The organism is Phenylobacterium sp. SCN 70-31, from assembly GCF_001724605.1.
Taxonomy (GTDB): Bacteria; Pseudomonadota; Alphaproteobacteria; order Caulobacterales; family Caulobacteraceae; genus Phenylobacterium.
Map to the genome: position 1 here is coordinate 261,526 of NZ_MEEX01000007.1, position 23,479 is coordinate 285,004.

The window sequence follows — 23,479 nt, forward strand, 5'->3', positions numbered from 1 at the left end:
GCTGTCGGCGCAGTGGAGCCGCAGCCACGGCGTTGATACGGTCGCTGCGGCGAGGGGAGAGTCGATTGGCAGGCATCAGGCAGGTGGACGCGCCGGTCGGCCGGCGGCCGTGGTGGACGCAGCTCTATGTCCAGGTGCTCGTCGCGATCACCCTGGGCGCCCTGATCGGGCACGTCTGGCCCGCTACGGGCGAGGCGCTGAAGCCGCTGGGCGACGCTTTCATCAAGCTGGTGAAGATGATCATCGCCCCGGTGATCTTCCTGACCGTCGTCACCGGGATCGCCGGCATGCGGGACCTGAGCAAGGTCGGCGGCGTGGCGGGCAAGGCCTTCGCATATTTCATCGTGGTGTCCAGTTTCGCACTGCTGGTGGGGCTGGTGGTGGCCAATGTGGTCCGGCCTGGCGCGGGCATGAACATCGATCCGGCCAGTCTCGATCCGGCCGTGGTGGCGGGCTACGCGAGCAAATCCCACGACATGACGATCGTGGGCTTTCTGATGGACATCATCCCGTCCACGGTCGCCGGCGCTTTCGTGGACGGCAACATTCTTCAGGTCCTGTTCTTCTCGATCCCGTTCGGGCTGGCCCTGGCGATGATCGGCGACCGTGGCCAGCCGGCCCTGGACGTCCTGAATTCGGTGGGCGAGGCCTTCTTCCGCCTGGTGGCGATCTTCATGCGCGCCGCGCCCGTGGGCGCTTTCGGGGCCTTCGCCTTCACGGTCGGCAAGTATGGCATCGAGAGCATCCTGAGCCTCGCCGCCCTCGTCGGGACCTTCTATGCCACGTCGCTGATCTTCGTGCTGGTGGTGCTGGGGGCGATCGCGGCGGCCAACGGCTTTTCGATCCTGAAGCTGATCCGCTACCTCAAGGAGGAGTTGCTGCTGGTCCTGGGCACCAGTTCTTCCGAGGCGGCGCTGCCCTCGCTGATGGAGAAGATGGAGCGGGCCGGCGCGGCCAAGCCTGTGGTGGGCCTGGTGGTGCCGACCGGCTATTCGTTCAACCTGGACGGCACCAACATCTACATGACGTTGGCGGCGTTGTTCATCGCACAGGCCGTGGGAATCGACCTGTCGCTCCAGGAACAGCTTCTGCTGCTGGCCGTGGCGATGCTGAGTTCGAAGGGAGCGGCGGGCGTCACGGGCGCGGGGTTCATTACGCTGGCCGCCACGCTTCAGGTCGTTCCGAGCGTGCCGGTGGCCGGCATGGCGCTCATCCTGGGCGTGGACCGGTTCATGAGCGAATGCCGGGCGTTGACCAACTTCATCGGCAATGCGGTGGCGACGCTGGTGGTCTCGCGCTGGGAAGGCCAACTCGATCGAGAGCGTCTGGCAGAGGTGCTGGCTGGAAGGCCCGCGCCTGTGGCGGCGCCGCCCGTGGAGGCCGACGCCGACTGATCAGCTCGCGCGGCTGAGGGCCGCCGCGGACGTCGGCGACACGCATCGCCGGATACTGGCCATCAGGCCCGCCACCAGGATGGGCTTCGAGACGAAGTCGTTGAAACCCAGAGCCACATATTCTGCGGGCCGACGCGAATAGATGTCGGCCGTCAGCGCGATCACCGGGGTCTTGCCCTCGGGACCGGGCAGGGCGCGAAGGCGCTCGATCACCTCGATCCCGGTCATGCCGGGCATGTGGATGTCGAGCAGCATGATGTCGAAGGATTCGACCGAGAGCCGCTCCAGCGCCTCGGCTCCCGAGCACGCCATCACCGCCTGGTGGCCGAAGGCGCCCAGGATTTCCTGCACAACGCGCAGGTTCATCGGATCATCGTCGACGTGCAGGACCTTGAGCGGCCTGCCGACGTCCGCCGGGCTGTTTCGCACGGTTCGGCTCCGAAGGGGCGGCGTGACAGTACGCGCCCAACTTGCTCCCGGAAGCTGCACCTTGCGGTTTAAGGTAAGACTGACGGACGTGCTGAATCCGTATTAACCGTGGCGGTTTCTGTCGGCTCGACTTGGGCGATGGCAGTCGTCATGTCGCGGCGGCCGAGCGAAGACTGAATCCGCCGTCATGGTTGTATTTTATGAAAGTTAAATCCCAGATATTCTTTGGGGCCGTTTCAAACGACGCCGGCGGCCACGCAGACCAGGGCGGCGGCCGAGGCCAGCAGCGCGAGGGTTTCGGGCATGCGAGACCAGCGGATGGCGTAGCGTTGGCGCATCATGGGACCTCCCGTCGGGGCCAAGGGCTCGCCACCCGGACCCCCACGGTCCGGGGGGAGGGAGTGTTTGCGGGCCGGACGTTTCACGGCTGGGGCGGCCGCTGTCCGTCGGTCCGGGTGACGAGGTCTCGATATTCAGTTTATGCGTGTTTAGTATTTACTGTATACTTCGGTGTCAAGCCGTTGCGGCAGGACTGTGGGCGGCTTCAGTCCCCGATGGCGCCTTCGCTCAATCTCATCATGAGTTTCACCAGTTCGGCCTGGTGCGAGACCCCGGTCTTGTCGAAGATCCGGGCCAGCTGGTAGCGGACGGTGTTGACGCTGACGCCGAAGGCCTGGGCGGCCTCGTTCAATGTCTGGCCTTCGAACATGGCCGCCGCCAGCCGCACTTCGGCCGGTGTGAGGCCGAAAAGGTCGCGCATTTCCGCGGTCGGCGCAGCGACGTCGACCTCCAGATCGGTCACGCTCACGAGAACCGGCGCCGAGGCGCGGTAGATCGGGCCCTGGTCCAGCGGGAGCGGAGCCGTCCGTAGCGCCATGGCGGATCCGGCCCCAGACCGTTCCAGACTCATGGTTCCCCCGGTGCGTCCGGCGCCGCGATGGGCCGCGAGGCCGACCAGACGTTGAAAGCGCCGGGCCGAATCGGGCCGACGAGGGGTCAGCCGGCGGTTGACGACCGTCAGGCCGCAGTCGCGCCGCAACAGGCGTTCGGCGGCGAGGTTGGCGAATTGCAGGACACAGTCGCCATCCACGAGAAACAGCGCGTGGGGGGAGTGTTCGAGCCGGGTCGAGAGGCTGCGCGCCACGTCGACTCCGGCGGCGACCCGGCGCCCGATCTCATAGGCGCGGATCATGTGCGGCTGGAGGCGTGCGGCGAACTCGAGGTCCGCTGCGTCGAAGACCTCTCCGGTGCGGCGACCGATGTTTATGGTGCTGGCCACCGTACCCGAGAGGCCGAGGCGGATGAACAGGGCCCGATCCACGTCCTGAGGGCGCATGAAGTCGTTGTAGTACTCCGAGGCGTGATAGGCCTCGCGCGTCAGGCACGCCTCGTCCGTCAGGACCGTGGTCTGCCAGTTGCGGCCGCGGGCGGGCGGATCCTCGGCCGACCTGAAGACGTTGCAGTCGCCGAAGTGCTGGGCGTAGGCGTCGACCCAGACCGGGTCGGAGCGGAAAAGGATGGCGTCGACGCCCGCGCCGCTGGTCATGTCGATGCGAGTGAGGCATCCGCGCAGGCCGCCGACGGCGTCCGACAGGCGCTCCATCACGTGGACCCACAGGGTGGGATCGCAGGCGGTGGCGTAGATGTCCTGGATCAGCGCTTCTTCGGGGTCGAGGCTCACGTCCGATCCGTTCCTGTGCGGCCGTCACGCCGGCCGCGCGCGCCCGCGGAATCCTAATCTCGCCGAACGCGGATCATCCAGCATCATCCATTTGGATGATGCGATTTCCCCTGGGGCGCGAAGGGGCGGTCGGCGGTCGCCCTTCAGGTGTCATCCGAATGGAAGATGCGGCGGATGGGGGGCTGGGGGATGGTTTCGGCGAAAACGTTCGCTGGAGCTATCCGATGAAGACCTCTCAAAAATTCCTGGGCGCCCTGGCCGGCGCGGCAGCCGTGTTCACCGCGGCCCCGGCGCTGGCGGTCTCGGTGGTGAATGCAACCCGCGTGGAGATCTCGAGCGCGATCCCAGACTGGCTGCAGATCGCCGAAGTCGAGGCCTACGAGTGGGGAACGCTGGTCAACGTCGCGGCCGCCGCCAACGGCGGCGTCGCCACGGCGATCAGCACGGGCTATGGCGGCTTTCCGCCCGGCGCGATCGACGGTGTGATCCCCGGGGGCTACGTCGGAGCGTACGTATATCATTCGGCCACACATGGTGCGGGCGAGACGCTGACCATCACCTTCGCGCACGCTGCCGATCTCGCCAGCCTGAAGGTCTATGGGGTTATGGACGGCGGCGCGCCGCGGAACTTCTTCAACTACGCCATATATGATGCACGGAATGTTCTGCTGGCGTCGGGTCAACTCGACTCGCGCGTCACCGCGCCGGGCGTGGCGACCTTCGACGCGCCGCCGGCGGCCGGCGGCGTTCCCGAACCCTCGATATGGGCGATGATGATCCTGGGCTTCGGCGCGGCCGGGTCGGCGATCCGGTCGCGCCGACGCATCCCGGCCGTCAGCTGAGATGGAGCGGCGGCGTCGCCTCCAGCGGCGCCGTGATCCGGCAGACGAGGCCACCGGGCTCGAAGCTGAGGTCGGCCACGCCGTTCAGGTCGCCGCGCACCCCCTGGGTCAGCAGGCGTGACCCGAATCCCTGCCGGGTCGGGGGCGTGACGACGGGTCCGCCCGTCTCGCGCCATTCCAGCTCCAGGAGAGCCTGGCCCGTCTCGCGACGGGCGCGCCATGTCAGGGACACATGGCCGGCTTCGTTGGACAGGGCTCCGTACTTCGCGGCGTTGGTGGCCAGTTCGTGGAGGGCCATCGCCATGGCGAGCGCCGCGCGTGCGCCCAGCCGGACATCCGGCCCCTTCACGGCGATCCGTGACGCATCGAAGGGCGCCATCGCCACCTCGATGATCTCGCGCAGGCCGGCCCCCTCCCAGCTCTCGCGCGTCAGCACGTTGTGGGCGGCCGAAAGAGAGATCAGTCGGGCGGTGAAGATCTCGCCCATCTCCTGCGGGTCGCGATCGCGGCGCAGGCTCTGCCGGGCGATGGACTGGACCGCGGCCAGAGTGTTCTTCACGCGATGGTTCAGTTCGTTGATCAGCAGGGCCTGACGTTCGTCCGCGCGCCGGCGTTCGTCGATGTCGCTGGCGGAACTCAGCGCCTTGACGATCCGTCCGCCGGCGTCGCGCTCGAACGCGACAGCCCGGACCAGGAGCCAGCGATAGGTCCCGTCCCGGCGCCGCGCCCGGATCTCGAATTCCGCCACCGTGCCGTCGGGCAGCGCGCCCAGCGCCTTCATGTGGGTGTCGATCCGGTGGCGGTCGTCGGGGTGGATGAGGTCGCGGACCTCAGCCGGGCGTAGGGCCATCATGTCTTCGGGGGAGATGTCGTAGACGGCGTCGATCCGCCCCGAGACCCAGAACGCCCGGCCCGTGACGAAGTCGAAGACATGATAGGCGCTGGGCGCGACCGCGTTCACCCGGTCGAACCACGCCTCCTTCTCCTGCACGGCCTCGAGGGCGCGCGTCCATTCCGTGACGTCGTAGACGGTGACGACGAAGCCCGTGATCCCCATCGCGCCGGCGGCTCGCGGCGTCACCTGGAGCCGCACGTGGCGGAGGTCGCCCGCAACGTCGGCGACCTTGGCCTCCAGGAACGTCTGATGACCGGCCCGGGCCTCGGCCAGGGCCGGCAGCAACTGCGTCGCCAGCGGTCGGTGAAGGGCGGTCTCGAAGTGAGCGCCGGTCGCGGGGCCGGCCATATGCAGCCAGCGCTTCAGCGCCGGGTTCGCATATTGGATTCGTCCCTCCAGATCGGTCACCAGAACGCCCCATGGCGCAGCGTCGGTCAGGCGATAGAGGCTGCTGCGATCCGCCGGCGGCCGGCCCATCGCCGCTTCGAGCTCCGCCACGCGCGCCCTAAGGCGAGCGTTCTCGGCTTCGAGGCCCGACGTATCGGAAGGCTTCATCCGCTCCTGCGCCGCATAAGATGCGCCGGATGCATAACCCGGGGCTCAGACGCTGGCGAGCGGGACGACCGCCGGGGTCGCCTGCGCGACCCGCGCCGGCCTGCGACTCAGCACGCGTAGCGACGCTCAACCGTCACGCGGCGGCCGATATACGGATCGTACACGCGGTCGCGGACCACGCACGTCCTGTAGCGCGGCGCCCGATCGTAGCCGCGGTAGTAGCCGCCCGAATAGCGATCGTAGCGAGGGTCGTAGGCATAGCCGTTGTAGTCGTAACCGCGATCCCTGCGTCCGTTGCCGGCCAGGGCCGCGCCGAGGGCGAGGCCGGCGACGCCGCCGATGATCGCGGCGGCCACCTCGTCGTTTCCGCGATCGTGGTGGCGGTGATGATAGCGGCGGTCGGCGTTTGCGGGGCCTGCGGTCGCCAGCACGGCGCCCGCGGCGACGACGGCGGCCAGGGCCGAGGTCATGACTTTGCGCATGCAGATCTCCTCACTGTCCGGTGAGTTGGCGCGAGGGCCCATGAACCGCGCCTGAACGCCCCTGTCAGCCGGTCGTGGCGGGGGTGTCCCTGAAAAATCCCCCGCCCGAAGACTGGAGCGGTAAAGAGACGCATCATAAATCTGCTGTAGAGTGTCGGTTGGCCGGCGCCTTGTGATCGCCATCAAAGGGACCGGTGATGGAGCCGACACGCCAGGAGAGACGCGGGCGGGTCCAAGGGGATAGGATGCGACCGATGGGACTGTTCGACGACACCACCCGCAAGCTCGGCGACGACGCCTGGGGCCGGCACGTGAAGCCGGAACGCCTGGCCGGCCACTACGAGATCTATGAAGGCTACGACGAAAATCCGCTGAGCCGGGTCCGTCGAATCTCGCGCTCGGCCCGCCGCAGCCTTCAGGCGGCGATGGACCGGGAGGCCCTGGCGATGGGCGCCCTGGGGTTGGCGATCGGCCTCGCCATCGGCGCGGCCATGTTCAACCGTCGACGGCGTTAGCGGCGGCGATCCGGAGGCTTCAAGGCGTCTCCGTGGGTGTCGGGCGCCCGACGCAACTCCCGAAAAAATCGAGATTCCTCGTCGGCCCGACGCGACCTTCCGCGCTCTTCGGCGTTTAAGTCCGGACGCCGGCGTGAGGGTCTGCCGCTCGCGCTGCGCGTCCAACCCGGACGCGGAGAGGAAGATGAGCGACTTCGGAACCACGACCCATCAACCCGGCGCCTCACGCGGCGGGGAGGCCCGTGACCTGATCGATCAGGCGGGCGCCACGCTGAAGCACGAGGCCAGGAGCTTCGCCAACGCGGCGCAGGATCGGATGCGCACCGAGGCCCACCGCGGGACCCGCGCGGCGGGCCGGACTCTGGGTGACTTCGCCAACGCCGTGCGCCGCGCGGGCGACGATCTGGGCCAATCCGACCACAGCCCGGCCTCGCGGCTGGTCATGAAGGCGGCCGACGGCCTGGAGACCTTCTCGCGTTCGCTGGCCGATAAGGATCCCGGCGACCTGTTGAATGCGGTGCGCGACTTCGGCCGCCGCAATCCGATGGCGTTCATAGGCGGCGCCGTTCTGGTGGGATTGGCCGTGGGTCGCTTCGCCCGGGCGTCTGAGCGCCGTGGCGAAACACGGCGTTTTGTGGACGACGACGAAATCACGGTCGAACCCATGCATCTGGCCGAAAGCCCCTGCGATCCTACGCTGGTTCCTTCGAGCGAGGCCGATCTCGCCGCGCCGGCGGATGTGGCGGCATCCGGGCCGATCCCTGAACCCGCCCCTGAGTCTGCGGCGGGCTCGGTGTCCACCGCGGACCCGGCGGCATCTTCATCCGGGAGCCGCTAGATGGACGGGGGTCAACCGCCGCGCGCGGGTATCGTGGATCTCTTCACCCAGCTCATCGACGACGTTTCGGGCCTGCTGCGGAAGGAGGCCCAACTGATCAGAACCGAGGTTGCCGAGAAGGTGCGGAGCGCCGGTCGGGCCGTGACCGACATCGCCGCGGGCGGGCTGCTTCTGGTCGCCGCGCTCCTGATCCTGCTGCAGGCGCTGGTGTTGGCGCTGTCGAAGGTGATGGATCCCATCTGGGCCGCCCTGTCCGTGGGGCTCGGTGTTGCAGCCGTCGGCTATCTCCTGGTGCGGTCGGGGATGCGGGCGATCTCGCCCCGTAACCTGTCGCCCGATCGCAGCGCGCGACAGTTCGGGAAGACCGCCGGCCTGATGACGTCCGGGCTCAGGAAGGATTCGCAGCCATGACCCGCACATCCGCCGAACTCGAGCGCGAGGTGGAAGACGCCCGCGGGCGGCTGAGCCAGACCGCCGAGGCGCTCAAGGAGAAGATGCAACCCAGGGACCTGTTGGACGAGGCGACGACGATGATGGGCCAGACCGGAGAGAAGATGTTGAGCACGGCGGCGGACCACCTGCGTGAGAACCCGATTCCGATCGCGCTGATCGGACTGGGCGTGGCCTGGCTCGCGCTCGAGAGCGGGCGTCGGGCGCGTCGCGCGGACGGGCTCGATGTGCGCTACGCCACCCACGAGGGCTATGACGTCGGCGAGGACGACGGCGTCGCGGCGCGGGCGAAGGCGGGAGCCGAAATGGCGAAGGCGAAGCTGTCGAAGGCGGCGGAGAAGGCCAAGGCCCGTCTGGCCGATGCCCAGTCTCAGGCGGAAGAGGGGGTCTCTGCGGCGCGCCACAAGGCGGCCGACTACGTCCACGCCGCACAGGCCAAGGCGGACGCGTACGGCCGGGCGGCGAAGACCCGTTTCGACGAAACGCTCGATCATGAGCCATTGGTCATCGGCGCCATCGGCGTGGCCGTGGGTGCGGCGATCGGCGCCTCGCTACCCGCCACCGAGGCCGAGCGGCGCTATATCGGCCCCGCCCGCGCCAAGGCCGCCGAACGGGCCAAGGAGTCGCTGGACGGCGTCCGTCACGTGGCCGAACGCACATATGCCCAGGTGAAGGACGAACTGCGCCGCCAGGCGGGCGCGACGGGCGACGCGCCCTGAACGTCTCGCAGACTCTCGGGCGGTCAGAACCAGGCCTTCAGGCCCACAACAGCGCGGGTGTCTTGCACATGTTCGCCGGCGGCCCGGGCGAAGTCGGCGGTCCGGCCGAACTTCCGCGCCCAATGGACGCCCACGTAAGGCGAGAGTTCCGGCTGGATGTCGTAGCGTAGGCGGAGCCCGGCTTCGATCTCGGAGAGACCCGAGCCCAGGCCCATCGACCGGTCCGAGCTGGCGGCCAGACTGGCTTCGGCGAGAGGCTCCAGGATGAGCTTCTGTGTCAGCCGCAGGTCGTAGGCGGCCTCGATTCGCGCGGAGACGTTGCCCTTGTTCGAGAGGAAAGCCGTTGCGCTCACCTCGAACCAGTAGGGCGCGACGCCTTCGATCCCCACCGCGGCGTAGGTCCGCTGCGGTCGGGGCCGGACGTCCTGGCGGACGCCGGTCTGCAGGTTGAAGTAGGGGCCGATGGCGCGCCGCCACAGGGCGTGGACCTCGGCGCTTTCGAGATGGCCCGCGTCGCCTTCGCCCTCGGTCTTGACGACGAGCCGATCGACGTCGCCGCCCCAGGACACCTCGCCCTCCCAGGCATAGCCGTCGGCGCCGGACGTTGGGCGCAATTCGGCCGTCTCCACCCTGACGGTGGTCCAGCGCATGCCGCCATGTTCATGCCGAAGAAGCTCCCGCGCCGCCGCCATCCGGTCGGCAGGAAAGATGCGGTCGGCGGCATGGTCGGCCGGGACGGGGGGCGGCGTTCCCTGAGACGCCGCGGGGGCGCCGTGGCCGGCGTGCGGGTCGGGCGCGGCGGGCCCGTGGGCGGCGTGAGGATCGGCGACCGCCCCTGGCGCCGCCGGCTGGTGATGCGCGTGCGGATCGACCGCGGGAGGCGCCGTCGCTGCGGGCGTCTGCGGCGCGGGTCGGTGGTGGGCGTGCGGGTCCGCAGGCTGAGCGAGCGCCGGGGATGCGAACGCGGATTGCACAAGGGCTGGCGCGGCCAGGCCGGCGATCACGAGCGACAGGCGCCTCACGACGGCTCTCCGTCCAGCGGACGAACCGTCACGACCTTGAACATGCCGGCGTGCATGTGCAGCAGCATGTGACAGTGGAACGCCCAGTCGCCCGGCGCGTCCGCGGTCAGGTCGAAGCTCGCCTTTCCGCCCGGCTGGACGTTGATCGTGTGCTTGCGGGGATGGCGGCCGGCATGGCCGTTCACCAGTTCCATGAAGTGGCCGTGCAGATGGATGGGGTGGTTCATCATGCTGTCGTTGACCAGCGTGACGCGCACACGCTCGTCGCGGCGGAAGGGGATCGGCCGCGTGACCTCGTGGAACGCCTCGCCGTCGAACGCCCACATGAACCGCTCCATGTTGCCGGTCAGGTGCAACTCCAGGGTCCGCGACGGCGGTCGTGTATCCGGATTGGGCTCCAGCGCGACCAGGTCGGTGTAGACCAGCACCCGCCCCGGAACGTCGGCCAGGCCCGTGCCACGCTCGCCCGTCCGGTCGACGGGCATGGGCGAGATCATCTGCACGCCCGGCCCTGTCTTCACCTGCGGCGCGTTGTTGGGATCGAGCATCGACATGCTGTGATCGGCGCCATGACCGCCCCCGTGGCCAGCATGACCGGACATGCCCATGTCCTTCATGCCCAGCAGGGGGCGGTCGCGGAGGGGCGGGACCTCGGCGGTCATGCCGGGCCGGGGCGCCAGGGTGGCGCGCGCCATCCCCGAGCGGTCGATCGCCTCGGCCACGAACGTGTAGGCCCGGTCTTCCCTGGGGGTGACGGTGACGTCGTAGGTCTCGGCGTTGGCGATCTGGAGTTCGTCCACCTCCACCGGCCGCACGTCCAGACCGTCGGCCTGGACGACGCTCATGGCCAGGCCGGGGATGCGGATGTTGAAGATAGTCATGGCCGCGGCGTTGATGATGCGCAGCCGCACCCGCTCACCCGGCTGGAACAGTCCGGTCCAGTTCTCTTGCGGGCCGTGGCCGTTCACGAGGAAGGTGTAGCTGGCCCCGGTGACGTCGGAGATGTCGGTGGGATCCATCCGCATCCCGGCCCAGGCGACGCGGTCGGCCATCCGCTGGTCCTTGCCGGCCAGCAGCCCCGCCACCGTCTGCTTGCGCCGGTTGAAGTAGCCCGCCTTCTGCTTGAGCTTCATCATCATCCGGTGCGGGTGCATGAAGCTGTAGTCCGAGAGCACCAGCACATGCTCGCGGTCGTAGGGCGCGGGTTCGGGGCTCGCCGGGTCGATGACCAGCGGCCCATAGTGCCCCAGCAGCTCCTGAAGACCCGAGTGGGAGTGGTACCAGTAGGTGCCGGCGTGCCGGATCGGAAACTCGTAGACGAAGGTCTCGCCCGGCCGGATCCCCGGGAAGCTGACGCCTGGCACGCCGTCCATGTGGAACGGCACGAGCAGGCCGTGCCAGTGGATCGAGGTGTCCTCGTCCGACAGGCCGTTGTGTACGGCGAGTTGGACGGTCTGCCCCTCGCGCAGACGGATGAGGGGGGCGGGGATGGTCCCGTTGACCCCGATTCCGTGGCCGGTGCGCCCGCCGATGCGGATCGGCACATGGCCGATGGAAAGCTCGATCCGCTCGCCGGAAAGCGTCCCGCCCGAGGCGAGCTCCGGCGGGGACGTCGGAGTGTGTTGCGGCCCGTGGCCTGACCCGTGGCCGGACGCGAGCCCCGGGGTCTGGCTGCGGGCCCACGCGGGAAGGAGGCCGGCCGCGGCCAGGGCGGCCGCGCCGGTCAGCATGCGGCGGCGATCCGGTCGCCCGTCGGAGGCGCTCATCGGGCCGTGCGCTCCAGGAGCTGGATCAGCTCGGCGGCCTTGCGGCGCTGCTCGTCCTTGTCGCCCGAGACGATGGCGCCCTCGACGCAGTGGCCCAGGTGGTCGCGCAGCATTTCCGTCTCGACCTTGGCCAGGGCGGCGCGCACCGCCTGGATCTGGGTCAGCACGTCGATGCAGTAGCGGTCGTCCTCGACCATGCGGACGACGCCCCGGACCTGGCCCTCGATACGGTTCAGCCTGTTGAGCAGGCGGGGCTTGTTCTCACGCTTCAACGGCGCCTCCCATGTGGCATCGGAACATATACCCCCATAGGGTAATTGCAACATGCCCATGGGGGGTATATTTGGGACTCGAAGGCGCGGGCTCGATCGGTGCGCCCAGGAGGCCTCATGTCGCATCCGGATCATCATCAGGCCGAGGCGGGCGACGGCGCGTGCTGCGGTGGTGGGAAGGTCCTCGATCCGGTCTGCGGCATGACGGTCGATCCGGCCACGACGCCGCACCGGACCCGTCACGAGGGACGGGATGTCTTCTTCTGCAGCGCCGGCTGTCGAGCGAAGTTCGAAGCGGACCCGGCCCGTTACGCCGACGGCCCGCCCGCGCCGACGGGGGCGGAAGCCCGGCCCGGCGCAATCTACACCTGTCCCATGCATCCCGAAGTGCGCCAGGTCGGCCCGGGAAGCTGTCCGATCTGCGGCATGGCGCTGGAGACCGAAGTGGCGACGGCCGACGCCGGCCCCAATCCCGAACTGGTGGATTTCACCCGTCGATTCTGGATCGGCCTCGCCCTGACGCTCCCGGTCTTCATTCTGGAAATGGGCGGCCATCTGCTGGGCCTGCATCTTCTGGCCCCTGCGACGTCGAACTGGGTCCAGCTCGCGCTGGCGACCCCGGTGGTGCTCTGGGCCGGATGGCCGTTCCTGGAGCGAGGCTGGCGGTCGCTCGTCACGCGCAATCTCAACATGTTCACCCTGATCGGCATGGGGGTAGGGGTCGCGTGGCTGTACAGCGTCGTGGCGACGCTGGCGCCGCAGGTCTTCCCGGCCGACTTCCGGCAGCACGACGGGGCGGTGGCGGTCTATTTCGAGGCGGCGGCGGTGATCACCGTCCTGGTTCTCCTGGGCCAGATCCTGGAGCTGCGGGCGCGCGAACAGACCTCGGGGGCGATCCGCGCCCTGATGGACCTCGCGCCGCGGACGGCCCGGCGTGTCCGCGACGACGGCGGCGACGAGGAGACGACCCTCGACGAAGTGCGCGTGGGGGACCGCCTCCGGGTCCGTCCCGGCGAGAAGGTTCCCGTCGACGGCGTGATCCTGGACGGCCGGGTGGCGATCGACGAGTCGATGGTCACGGGTGAATCCATGCCGGTGGACAAGGGGCCGGGCGACAAGGTGGTCGGGGGCGCGCTGAACACGACCGGCTCGTTCATCATGCGCGCCGAGAAGGTGGGCGCCGAGACCCTGCTGTCGCAGATCGTCCAGATGGTGGCCCAGGCGCAGCGCAGCCGCGCGCCGATTCAGCGACTGGCCGACCGGGTCGCGGGCTGGTTCGTGCCGGTGGTGCTGCTGATCGCCGTCGCCGCCTTCGCCGCCTGGGCCGTCCTGGGACCCGACCCGAGGCTGGCTTACGCCCTGGTGGCGGCCGTGTCGGTGATGATCATCGCCTGTCCCTGCGCCCTGGGCCTGGCGACGCCGATCTCGGTGATGGTGGGCGTGGGTCGTGGCGCCCAGGCCGGCGTGCTGATCCGCGACGCCGAGGCGCTGGAGCGCTTCGGCGCGCTCGACACGCTCGTGGTCGACAAGACCGGCACCCTGACCGAGGGGCGGCCGGTCCTGTCCGACATCCGCGCCGTGAACGGCCTGGAGCCGGCCGAGGCCCTGCGTCTGGCCGCCAGTCTGGAGCGGGGCAGCGAGCACCCCATCGCCACGGCCGTCCTGCGCGCGGCGTCCGAGCGGGGTGTGGTGCTGGCCGAGCCGGAGGCCTTCGATTCCCCGGTCGGCAGGGGCGTCCAAGGCCGGGTGGAGGGCCGGACGGTGCTTCTCGGGTCGCGGCGCTTCTTGGTCGAGCGCGGCGTGGAGGCGACGGTTCTCGACTCCGCCCTGGCCTCCTGGGCCGACACGCTTCGGCGCGAGGGCGCTACGGTCGTGCTCATGGCGCTCGACGGTCGACCCGCCGCGGCGCTGGCCATCTCCGATCCGGTGAAGGCGACGACGGAAGCGGCGCTCCGGGCTCTGCGCGCCGATGGCGTGCGCGTGGTGATGATGACGGGCGACAACCGGGCCACGGCCGAGGCCGTCGCCCGCCGCCTGGGGATCGACGAGGTCGAGGCCGACGTACTGCCCCAGGACAAGGCCGCGGTGGTCCAGCGCCTGCGCGCCGAGGGCCGGCGGGTGGGCATGGCGGGCGATGGCGTCAACGACGCCCCGGCTCTGGCCGCCGCCGAGGTGGGCGTGGCCATGGGGGCGGGCGCCGACGTGGCCATCGAAAGTGCGGGCGTCACCCTGTTGAACGGCGATCTCCAAGGCCTCTTGAAGGCCCGCACGCTGTCGCGCGCGACCATGCGCAACATCCGCCAGAACCTGACCTTCGCCTTCGTCTACAACGCCGCGGGCGTGCCGCTGGCGGCGGGCGTTCTGTACCCGGTGTTCGGCCTGCTGCTGTCGCCCGCCGTGGCCGCCGCCGCCATGGCGCTCTCTTCGGTCAGCGTCGTGGGCAATGCGCTGAGGCTCCGGGTGTTGCGTCTGTAGCCGATCCGGGGTGGTCAGCCGCCGGCTTCGCGCCGCAGGGCTTCCACCGCCCGCCATCCCAGCCAGGCGGCGGGCAGCATGAAGAGCCCGGCGAAAGCGATCGGCGCCCAGGGGCCTATGGCCGAAAACAGGATCCCGCCCGCCACCGGTCCGGCGACCCGCGACAAGGCCCCCGCGGCGCCGGCCGCGCCAAGCATGGCGCCCTGACGGTCCAGGGCGGTGGCTCGGGAGACGATGGTGGTCGCCGCCGGCTGCCAGACGGCATGGCCGACGACCGAGGCGGTCAGGAACAGCACGGCCATCCAGCCCCAGGGCGCGGCCGCCATGACGAACAGGCAGAGCGAGGCCGAGACCAGCCCGGTCACGATGGTCGGACCAAGGCCCAGGCGACGTACGGCGATGCCCGACAGCAGGCCCTGTGCGCTGGCGGACGCGACGCCCGTGGCGGCCATGACGAGGCCCATGTCGCGCGGGCCCCACCCGAATCTCGCCAGGGCCCAGAGGCCCAGCACCGACCACATGGCGGACGATGCGAAGAAGCCCAGGGCGGTGACCCCGAACGCGCGGGCCAGGATGGGGTGACGGAGGGCCTCCCCCAGCGCAGCCAGGGGATTGCGTCCCCGGGCTGTGTCGCGCCCGCCCGTGCGGCTTTCCCGCACGAAGCCGAGGAGCCCTGCGACCGCGAGCGCACAGAGGGCTGACGCGAGGATAAGGGGAGGCCGGAATCCCGCGGCGCCCTGGCTCGGGTCCGCCATCATCCCCCCGATGGCTGGTCCGACGACGAAGCCCACACCGAACACCGATCCGATCAGGCCCAGGCGTCCCGCCAGCTTATCGGGCGGGGTGACATCGACGATGTAGCCCTGGATCACCGAGATGTTGCCGGCGAAGAAGCCGGACGCCAGCCGGACGGCGATCGCCACCCAGATCGCCGGCGAGAACGCCAACGCCAGATAGCCCAGGCCCGACGCCACGACCGTGATCAGCAGCACGGGCTTGCGCCCGATCCGGTCGGACAGCCGGCCCCAGTAGAGTTCGCCCATGAACTGGCCGGCGGAATAGGCCGAGAACATCAGGGTCACCTGCCAGGCCTCGGCCTGGAACGCGGTTGCGAAGAAGGGGAGCAGGGGGATCACCACGCCCCAGCCCACGAGGCTCAGGAAGACGAGCAACAGCAGCACCGGCACCGCGGCCGGCGACGGACTGGCGCCTGGAGTTGTGGTTGAGGGCTCGCTCACCCTGTCGGCATACAGGGCTCCGTCCGCCCTCGCGAGGTCCAAAAGCCCCCGTGAAGGGTCTCCGGCTGGGGTCGTGGCCGTCGCCTTCTCCGCGCGTGACGGGCGGCGTGCGCAGGGTTCCTACCCAGGCGTGGGAGCCAGGATCACGCCGGGCGGCGAGAGGTGCAGACGGTCGCCGGGAAGATCCAGCGCCATCCGGTGGCGGCGGAACAGGCCCGCGCCCAGCAACCCGTCGGGCGCTGGCGCGCCGGCCCCCGGCCGGAAGATGAACACGTCCACGTCGCGCAACGCCAGCGGCCCGACGCCGATCCGGGCGACCGTGACCACCCGGTTGAGGCCGAGACCGCCGAGGCTGACCGAGCGGCCCTCGCGCACCTGGGCGTCGGCGCGGAGAAGCCCCAGGCGGAGCGCTGCGTCTTCCGACACCGCCAGCACGTTCGAAGATCCGGTGTCGATCAGCGCCTCCACCGATCCGGCGTCGCCGATCCGGACGGACGCCAGGGGCGCGCCGCGCCGCCAGGTGACCGGCAGGCTGTGGGCGTCGTACGGGACCCGGAACGCCTCGGGGGCCACCAGCCGCGTCCGCCGGGCCGGCAGGTCGGCCTCCAGCACCACCCGGCGCAGGAGATCGCGTCCGATCAGCAGGCGGAATTCGCGCCCGGCCAGTTGCGCCACCTGAGCCAGGTCCAGGGCCGCGGCCCGCAGGCCGGGCGCGGTGAGGCCCGGCAGTTCCAGGTCCAGACGGACGGTGTGGGCCATCGTGGGGCCGCCGCTCACGCCATAGACGATCAGCGGCGCGGCGACCGGACGCGGCAGGCCCAGCGCCTCGGCGGTCTGACGGTCGATGGCGGTGAACTCCGCGCCGGAGTCGATGACGGCCGAGAGCGCGCGTCCCCGGATCACGGCCTCGATCTCGATCAGGCCCGAGCCGTCGCGCACCGGCAGCCAGGGGGTGGCGCGGCCGTTGGCGAACCGCACCTCCTGTGGCGGCCAGGGCAGCCGGTCGCGGACCAGGAACAGCCCGCCGCCGGCTGCGGCGACCAGCAGTGCGCGGGACAGGAACGCGCGGCGCGAGGTCACTATTGCGTCTGAAGCTCCTCGGCGCCGATGGCGAAGGCGCCGTCCAGCCAGGCCAGGATCTCGCGCGCGGCGGGATGGTCGAAGGCGCCGAAGCGCGCGCGCAGGCGGCCGACGCGTTCCGCGTCCAGCCCGTCCAGCCCGGTGTCCTCCAGGAGCAGCAGCGCGCGCTCCACCGCGTCGGCGAGGTCGGCGCCCAGCACCGTTTGCGCGGCGCGCCGGAACGCTGCCAGGTACTCGTAGCCGGGGCCGTTCGCATAGCTCTCGGCCAGGGTCAGGGCCGGGATGCGCGAGAGCACCGCCTGGGACGCCGTGTTGATCCCGTGCGCGGCGATCTCGGCGCCCATGGCCGCGGGGCGCCCGGTGAAGGCGCGGAGATGCAGGTGACGGCTCATCCGCGGGCCGTCATTGACCGGATAGTTGTCCCACAGGAACGGCTTGCGTCGCATCTGATCGGCCACGCGCGCGAGATGGCCGGGAGAGAATTCCTTGGCGCACACCTCCTCGCCCGTCCACATCAGGTGGATGGCGGGATCCAGCCCCGCGCCCAGATCCTCCAGATAGCCCTCGGGCCGCTGGCCGAACACGCGGTCCAGCACCGGGTCGTCGGTATAGTAACTGGGGCAGACGATCAGCCGCTCGGCGGCGGTGCGCCCGGCGATCCAGTCCACGATATCCACCTGGCGCCGGGCGAGGTCGGGCAGGTCGCCCTTCATGTCGTCGAAGAAGACGCCAAGGTCGTCGAGCCCCAGGCTCTCCAGTTGCGCCAGCTTGACCGACAGGGCCTCGCGGGAGGGGCCGTCGAAGTCGAGGAACAGTTCGTAGGGGCTGAGGCCCACGCCGAAGCGGACGCCTTCGTCCCGACAGACCTGGGCGAAATCCGCCAGCGCCGCCATCTCGGCGTCGGGGTAGGGCTCGCGCCAGCGGCGGCGCAGATGGCCGTCGGCCTTGGGCGCGTAGAGGTAGAAGCCGTAGCCGGCGGGGCCCAGGGCGCGGACCATGTCCGTTCGCTCGTCCCAGGCGTAGGGTCGGCCGAAGAAGCCCTCGATGATGCCCAGTTCCGGTGTCATGCCGTTCTGCATACCCGAGCGGTTGCGATAACGCCGTAAATTCGTAAGGTCCCAGCCACAACGGGAGGAACCCCATGAACCCCAACGCCGAGTTCGACATCATCGTCTATGGCGCCACCGGCTACACCGGCCGTCTCGTGGCCGAGCATCTGGCGCGACGCTACGGCGTGGGCGGCGAGGTCAAATGGGCGATGGCCGGTCGTTCGGCGTCGAAGCTGGCGGCGGTGCGGGACGAAATCGGAGCGCTGGCCGAGACGCCGCTGGTCGTGGCCGATGCGGCCGATCCGGCAGATCTGAAGGCCATGGTGGCGCGGGCCAGGGCGATCATCACCACGGTGGGGCCCTATCAGCTCTATGGCTCCGACCTCGTCGCGGCGTGCGCAGCGGCGGGGACCGACTATCTGGACCTGTCGGGCGAGCCGAACTGGATGCGGCGGATGATCGACGCCCACCATGCCGAGGCGCAGAAGGCGGGCGCGCGCATTCTCCATTCCTGCGGCTTCGTTTCGATCCCGTTCGAGGCCGGCGTCTGGTTCTGCCAGGAGACGGCGAAGGCCAGGCTGGGCGGGCCGGTCCCGCGGGTGAAGGGTCGGGTGCGCGCCATCAACGGCGGCCTGTCGGGCGGCACGGCGGCCAGCGGCGCGGCCACCATGGCGGCGATCCAGAAGGACCCGGCGCAGCTCGCCGTCATCATGAGCCCCTTCGGCCTGACGCCGGGCTTCGAGGGGCCGCCCCAGCCGCCCGGCAATGCGCCCGGCGACGACCCCGACGTCGGGCCGGTGGCGCCGTTCATGATGGCGATGATCAACGTCAAGAACGTCCATCGTTCAAACCTGCTGATGGGCCATCCCTGGGGCCAGGACTTCGTCTACGACGAGATGGCGGTGGGCGGCCCCGGCGCGCCGGCGTTCACCGACCTGGGCAGCCTGCCGGGCGGTGGGCCGAAGCCGGGCGAGGGGCCGACGAAGGAAGAGCGCGAGGCGGGTTTCTACGACGTGCTGTTCATCGGGATCGCCGCCGACGGCCGGCAGGTGCGCGTCTCGGTGAAGGGCGACAAGGACCCCGGCTACGGCTCCACCTCCAAGATGCTGGCCGAGGCGGCCATCGCGCTCGTCCGGGCGCCCGACGTGCCGGGCGGGATCTGGACGCCGGCGGCCGCGCTTCAGGGGCGGCTGGTGGACCGATTGACGGCCAACGCGGGCCTCAGCTTCGAGGTGGAGTAGGCCCTTCCCGCCTTCACATCAGGCCCAGCGCCTTGAAGCTGGCCACGCCGTCGCGGCCGGCGACGAGGTGGTCGTGGATGGTGATCCTCAGCGGCCGCGCGGCGTCGACGATCTGACGCGTCATATCCACGTCGGCGGGGGACGGCGTCGGATCGCCCGACGGGTGGTTATGCACCAGGATCAGGTTGCTGGCCGACAGCTCCAGCGCCCGGCGCACCACTTCGCGCGGGTAGACGGGCGCATGGTCGACCGTGCCGTGGTTCATGGTCTCGTCGGCGATGAGCTGGTTCTTCTTGTCGAGGAACAGCACGCGGAACTGCTCGCGCGGCTCATGCGCCAGGGCGGTCTTCACGTAGGCCAGCAGCGCGGTCCAGGAGGAGATCACCGGCCGGCGCTTCACCTGTTCCCGGGCCGTGCGCAGCCCGGCTTCGTGCAGCAGCTTGAGGTCGAGCGCGACCTCGGGGCCGACGCCCTTCACGGTGCGCAGGTCCTCGGCCGTGGCGCCCAGGACCGCGCCCAACGAGCCGAAGCGGGCCAGGAGCTGTTTGGCCAGGGGCTTCATGTCGCCGCGGCGGATGGACCGGAACAGAATCAGCTCCAGCACCTCGTAGTCGGGCAGTGCGGCGAGCCCGCCGGCGCCCGCCCGTTCGCGCAGCCGGTCGCGGTGGCCGAGATGGTGCGGCGGGGCGGGCTGCGACGCCGCCCGCCACAGGTCGGGCTGGGGCGCGGCGTCTTCCACGGCGGTGTGCGGCGGCGGCATGATGTCAATGTTCATGAATTGTTCGAATCTTGCAAGGCCCCCAAACGGGGGAGGGCGAGCGGGCCTGCGTCTGGCAGCTTCACCATGGAGGTGGGGTATGCGGGTCGGAACCTTGCTGGGCGTCTTCGGCGTGGCGATCGTCACGGTGCTGATGCTGATCGTCGCGCCGGGTTGAGCCGCCGTCGAGGCGCGTGGTCTCAACCGCCGCTCACCCGGATCGCGTTGTCGTCGGAATTGCGGTCGATCTGCTTGTTGTAGGGGTCGATCCCCGCGAACGTCGGCGCCTTGTCGACGGTGAGGGTCAGGCTCTGGACGCCGGCCTCCAGCGGGACCCGGCGGAACGCCAGCACGTTGGCGGCCTTGAAGCCGGGCTTCCCGGGTTCGGCGTCGAACACGCCCACGTCGAACAGTTCACCCTGGCCCACCGGCGCGGGCGTCTCGGCGCCCTGACCGTCGGCGTAGGCCTTGCCGACCTCCAGGGTCAGTACGACGTCCCATCTGCCGTCCGCCCGCTGACGGACAGCCGCGGTCTTGGTCTTGAGGTCGTAGAGGGTGATCTTCTCGAAAAGATCGGTGATGAGCTGCTGGGCCGCACGATCGGCCCCGGCCTCGGCGCGCAGGGCGTCGATCAGGTCCTGGGAGCGCGGATAGGGCGCGCCCTTGAAGGCGTATTGCGCGATCAGGCGGCGGAGCGCGGCGTTGACCTTGTCCTCGCCGATGCGGTCGCGCAGCAGGTACATGACCAGCGAGCCCTTGCGGTAGTGGATGTAGGGCTGGTTCTCGACGCGGGCCAGGGGCAGCTCCTCGACCAGTTCGCCGCTGCGGCTGCGCAGGTAGCTGTCCAGTTCGTACTTCAGGAACTTGCGGATGGCGTCGGGGCCGTAGGTCTTCTCCATCACGATCAGGGCCGAGTATTGCGCCAGCGTCTCGGAGAGGACGGTGCCGCCCTGCATGTCGGCGCCGATCACTTGGTGCGCCCACCACTGGTGCGCCAGTTCGTGGGCCGTGACGTAGGTGACGTAGTCGATCTTGTCGGGCTTGGTGTTGTCGGTGACGAAGCCGATGGCTTCGGAATAGGGCATGGTGTTCGCGAAGGCCTGGGCGAAGGTCTCGTAGGCCGGGAATTCCAGAATGCGCGCCTGGCGGAACTGATAGGGGCTGAAGTTGGCCTGGAAGTAGTCCAGCCCGGTCTTCAGCGCGGCGATCATCCGCTGGACGTTCCAGGGATGCTGGGGATCGTAGTAGATCGCCAGCTCGACCCCGTTGTGGTTCTCGACCGCGATGGCGTAGCGGGCCGACTGGACGGAGAAGAAGTTGAGCACCGGCGCGTCGGTCCGGTAGCGGATCGTCCGGCGCCCGTCGCGGGTGGTGTCCGAGATGCGGTAACCTGGCGCCACGGGGGTCTGGTCGGCGTCGGTCGTGATGCGGATGTCGGCGTTCACCCAGTCGGCGTTGGCCAAGTAGTTGCGCGCGCGGGCGCCCAGATCCTCGAGCTTCGGCGGCCGCAGCTCGGCCGGCAGGCCGTACTTGCGGCGCTTGGTGCGGTCCTGGAGGAGCCGGCTCCGGTCCATCCCCACCACGGGACCGAACTCGAAGTTGTTCACGAAGGTCCCGTTGTCGACGATGCGGGTGGTGTTGCCGCTGTTCTTGAACCCACGCTGGCTCATCACCGTCTCGAACGACAGCGCGGTGCGCTCGCCGGGCATGAGCGGGCGGTCGAAGGTGAAGATGCGGTAGTTGAAGCGGTCGAACGTACGGACCGACGTCGCGCCGTTGACGGTCATCTGGAGCGCCTTGGTGTCGCGATCCAGCCGCACGTGAAGGTCGCGGATCGGGACGCTCTGGTCGTTGACGATCTGATAGACCCCCTGGACCTGGACGCGCGGCGCGCGGGGGTGGAGGTCGACCTCGAGGAAGACGTCGGTCACCGACGGCTGGACCAGCGTCTCGAACGGCAGGAACTGCTTCTCGTAGTCGGCCAGCCAACGCTCCTGGTCCTGGGTGGTGCGGTACGCGTTCCAGACGTTGGTGTTCGTATAGATGTAGGCGCCCAGGCCGGCGAAGGCGCCCAGCGCCACGCCGCCGATCACGCCCGCCGGGCTCACCAGCCGGCGGGGCAGACGCCTGAGCCGGGGCGCCAGGCGGACCTCGGTCCCGCGACGCCACAGGCCGTAGGCCAGCACCAGCAGGATCGCGGCGAAGGCCGTCCAGTAGGCCCGGAACCAGGCCGCGAAGCCGGCGTAGTCGCCCTGGCCGTTCATGTCGGACAGCGGCTCTGGCGGTGTCGCGCCATACAGGTAGAGCCGGTGCTCGAACCCCATCTGGAACAGGGTCTGGGTGGCGATGAGATAGAGCGCCATCAGGCCCCAGCCCACGAACTTGTGGGGTGAGATCGCCTGGAAGAAGATGGCGAGCACGGCCACCAGGACCCAGTCCACCGTGGTCGGAAGAAGATACCAGAACAGGTATTTTTCGGGCTGGATGTCGAGGTAGCCCTTGGAGAGCTGGACCAGAACGCCGGCAAGGGCGCTGACCAGCAGGGTGGCCAGCAGCACCAGGGCCAGAGCCAGGGTCTTGGGGACGATGAAGGTCCAGTCGGGCGCCGGGGTGGCGTCGATGATCTCGTGGGTCTTGCGGTCGCGGTCGCGCCAGACGAGTTCGCCGGCGTAGTAGATGGCGATCACGATCACCACGAGGGGGAAGGCGCCCTGGAGCGTGGTGATCACCCAGCGGGTGACGGGGTAGAGGGCCGCGCCCTGCAACTCGGCGCCCAGGATCAGGCCTCCGACCGAATTGAACAGGCCGAGCAGGATCAGCACCAGGAAGGCCGGGCTCTTGAAGACCTGGGCCATCTCGAAGCGCGTGCGCTGGGCCAGTTGCGCCCAGGCGGCGGCTGCGTCGGCGCGGGGACGGGCCAGAGGGCGCGGCGTGGGCGGCGGCGTGATTGCTGCGTCGGCGCCCTTGGCCTTGCCGCGGCGGCCCTTCGGCGCGAAGCCGTAGGCGAAGTAGGCGACCGCCAGGATCGCCAGCGCGACCGGTGTCCAGATCAGGCGGTTCCAGAGCAGCGGGCCTTCGAGCGGCGGCAGGCGGCTGTTGGCCTCGGCGGCCGTGAAATAGCGCGTGGAAAGCTCCCAGGCCGCGAGCCCGAAGGGTTCCACATAGGCGGCGAACTGAAGCCGTTCCGCGTCGCCCAGGAGGGCGTTGGCGACGAGATAGAGGACGAGAAAGGCCGCGACGCCCAGATAGGTCGCCATCATCGAGCGCGTCGCCGTGGCCAGGGCGAAGAAGATCGCCGAGACCAGGAACAGGCCCGGCAGCGCCAGCCAGATGTAGGGGACGAGGTAGTAGCTCAGCCGGTTGGGGCCCATCGTCTCGGGATCGACCCAGGGCATGACCGAGCCCACGGCGATCGCCAGCGGGACGAACAGGAAGGCGAGCGCCACTGCAGCGAAGGCGCCGGTGAAGCGGCCGTAGAGATAGTCGAACCTGCTGATGCGGGTGGAGCGGATGATCGGCCCGAATCCCGTCTCGTCGTCGCGCACGACCACGTTCGCCACGAACGCCGTAGAGGCGAACATGAAGAAGACGGTCATGATGAGCATGATCTCGCCGATGGCCCGCGGCGCGTTCTTGTGGACGTTGCCGCCCGAGCCGATCTGAACGACGTCCACCGCAATGGCGGCGAAGACCAGCAGGAAGAAGACGGCGCCGGTGATCCAGAAGATCGGCTGGCGAAGTTGGTAGCGCAGCTCGAACGCGGCGACCTTGCCGAACAC

Annotated in this window: 20 protein-coding genes; 8 read left to right on the plus strand and 12 right to left on the minus strand. The window is 69.6% G+C overall.

Going from position 1 to position 23,479, the window contains the following annotated elements; translation table 11 throughout:
- Positions 1-65: 65 nt before the first annotated feature.
- Complete coding sequence (locus ABS78_RS07905) at positions 66-1,394, plus strand: dicarboxylate/amino acid:cation symporter (protein ID WP_293376803.1); 1,329 nt, start codon at positions 66-68, stop codon at positions 1,392-1,394.
- Here the strand turns inward: ABS78_RS07905 and ABS78_RS07910 are convergent, their stop codons facing one another.
- Together ABS78_RS07910 and ABS78_RS07915 are read right to left on the minus strand one after the other, a co-directional pair.
- Positions 1,395-1,883: a response regulator gene (locus ABS78_RS07910; RefSeq protein ID WP_363082877.1), complete on the minus strand. Its 489-nt coding sequence runs from the start codon at positions 1,881-1,883 to the stop codon at positions 1,395-1,397.
- 484 nt (positions 1,884-2,367) lie between these two features.
- Positions 2,368-3,504, minus strand: coding sequence for a helix-turn-helix transcriptional regulator (locus ABS78_RS07915; RefSeq protein ID WP_293376807.1), 1,137 nt, complete (start codon positions 3,502-3,504; stop codon positions 2,368-2,370).
- 224 nt (positions 3,505-3,728) lie between these two features.
- On the opposite strand from ABS78_RS07915, the gene ABS78_RS07920 reads away from it, so the two are divergent.
- Complete coding sequence (locus tag ABS78_RS07920) at positions 3,729-4,346, plus strand: PEPxxWA-CTERM sorting domain-containing protein (RefSeq protein ID WP_293376809.1); 618 nt, start codon at positions 3,729-3,731, stop codon at positions 4,344-4,346.
- Here ABS78_RS07920 and ABS78_RS07925 read toward each other — a convergent pair.
- Together ABS78_RS07925 and ABS78_RS07930 are read right to left on the minus strand one after the other, a co-directional pair.
- Complete coding sequence (locus tag ABS78_RS07925; RefSeq protein WP_293376811.1) at positions 4,339-5,796, minus strand: HWE histidine kinase domain-containing protein; 1,458 nt, start codon at positions 5,794-5,796, stop codon at positions 4,339-4,341. The genes ABS78_RS07920 and ABS78_RS07925 overlap by 8 nt on opposite strands.
- A gap of 107 nt (positions 5,797-5,903) precedes the next feature.
- Complete coding sequence (locus ABS78_RS07930) at positions 5,904-6,278, minus strand: hypothetical protein (RefSeq protein WP_293376813.1); 375 nt, start codon at positions 6,276-6,278, stop codon at positions 5,904-5,906.
- A 254-nt stretch (positions 6,279-6,532) separates the two neighbouring features.
- Between ABS78_RS07930 and ABS78_RS07935 the strand changes: the two genes are divergently transcribed.
- From ABS78_RS07935 to ABS78_RS07950, 4 genes are all read left to right on the plus strand, one after another.
- Positions 6,533-6,793: a hypothetical protein gene (locus ABS78_RS07935; protein ID WP_293376815.1), complete on the plus strand. Its 261-nt coding sequence runs from the start codon at positions 6,533-6,535 to the stop codon at positions 6,791-6,793.
- A 184-nt stretch (positions 6,794-6,977) separates the two neighbouring features.
- Complete coding sequence (locus ABS78_RS07940; protein WP_293376817.1) at positions 6,978-7,631, plus strand: hypothetical protein; 654 nt, start codon at positions 6,978-6,980, stop codon at positions 7,629-7,631.
- Positions 7,632-8,042, plus strand: a complete 411-nt coding sequence (locus ABS78_RS07945) for a phage holin family protein (RefSeq protein ID WP_293376819.1) — start codon at positions 7,632-7,634, stop codon at positions 8,040-8,042. It begins immediately after the preceding gene.
- Positions 8,039-8,800, plus strand: a complete 762-nt coding sequence (locus tag ABS78_RS07950) for a DUF3618 domain-containing protein (RefSeq protein WP_293376821.1) — start codon at positions 8,039-8,041, stop codon at positions 8,798-8,800. The genes ABS78_RS07945 and ABS78_RS07950 overlap by 4 nt, the downstream gene beginning before the upstream one ends.
- 23 nt (positions 8,801-8,823) lie before the next feature.
- Here ABS78_RS07950 and ABS78_RS07955 read toward each other — a convergent pair whose 3' ends face one another.
- The 3 genes from ABS78_RS07955 to ABS78_RS07965 are packed head-to-tail and all read right to left on the minus strand — an operon-like array spanning position 8,824 to position 11,860.
- Positions 8,824-9,822, minus strand: a complete 999-nt coding sequence (locus ABS78_RS07955; protein ID WP_293376822.1) for a copper resistance protein B — start codon at positions 9,820-9,822, stop codon at positions 8,824-8,826.
- A complete protein-coding gene (locus tag ABS78_RS07960) occupies positions 9,819-11,588 on the minus strand; it encodes a copper resistance system multicopper oxidase (RefSeq protein WP_293376824.1) in 1,770 nt (589 codons plus the stop codon). Before ABS78_RS07960 ends, ABS78_RS07955 begins: the two co-directional genes overlap by 4 nt.
- A complete protein-coding gene (locus tag ABS78_RS07965) occupies positions 11,585-11,860 on the minus strand; it encodes a metal-sensitive transcriptional regulator (RefSeq protein ID WP_293376826.1) in 276 nt (91 codons plus the stop codon). Before ABS78_RS07965 ends, ABS78_RS07960 begins: the two co-directional genes overlap by 4 nt.
- Before the next feature lie 117 nt (positions 11,861-11,977).
- Between ABS78_RS07965 and ABS78_RS07970 the strand changes: the two genes are divergently transcribed.
- Positions 11,978-14,335, plus strand: coding sequence for a heavy metal translocating P-type ATPase (locus ABS78_RS07970; protein WP_293376828.1), 2,358 nt, complete (start codon positions 11,978-11,980; stop codon positions 14,333-14,335).
- Positions 14,336-14,349: 14 nt separating this feature from the next.
- Here the strand turns inward: ABS78_RS07970 and ABS78_RS07975 are convergent, their stop codons facing one another.
- From ABS78_RS07975 to ABS78_RS07985, 3 genes are all read right to left on the minus strand, one after another.
- Entirely contained in the window at positions 14,350-15,573 is a 1,224-nt protein-coding gene (locus ABS78_RS07975) for an MFS transporter (protein WP_293376830.1), read from the minus strand.
- A gap of 120 nt (positions 15,574-15,693) precedes the next feature.
- The gene (locus ABS78_RS07980; RefSeq protein WP_293376832.1) at positions 15,694-16,653 is read right to left on the minus strand and encodes an aspartyl protease family protein; all 960 of its coding nucleotides are present in this window, start codon (positions 16,651-16,653) and stop codon (positions 15,694-15,696) included.
- Entirely contained in the window at positions 16,653-17,720 is a 1,068-nt protein-coding gene (locus ABS78_RS07985) for a beta-N-acetylglucosaminidase domain-containing protein (RefSeq protein ID WP_293376834.1), read from the minus strand. The genes ABS78_RS07980 and ABS78_RS07985 overlap by 1 nt, the downstream gene beginning before the upstream one ends.
- Before the next feature lie 74 nt (positions 17,721-17,794).
- Between ABS78_RS07985 and ABS78_RS07990 the strand changes: the two genes are divergently transcribed.
- A complete protein-coding gene (locus ABS78_RS07990; RefSeq protein ID WP_293376836.1) occupies positions 17,795-18,943 on the plus strand; it encodes a saccharopine dehydrogenase NADP-binding domain-containing protein in 1,149 nt (382 codons plus the stop codon).
- 13 nt (positions 18,944-18,956) lie between these two features.
- Here the strand turns inward: ABS78_RS07990 and radC are convergent, their stop codons facing one another.
- Entirely contained in the window at positions 18,957-19,718 is a 762-nt protein-coding gene (gene radC / locus ABS78_RS07995; RefSeq protein WP_293376838.1) for a DNA repair protein RadC, read from the minus strand.
- Positions 19,719-19,900: 182 nt separating this feature from the next.
- A complete protein-coding gene (locus ABS78_RS08000) occupies positions 19,901-23,479 on the minus strand; it encodes a M1 family aminopeptidase (RefSeq protein WP_293376839.1) in 3,579 nt (1,192 codons plus the stop codon).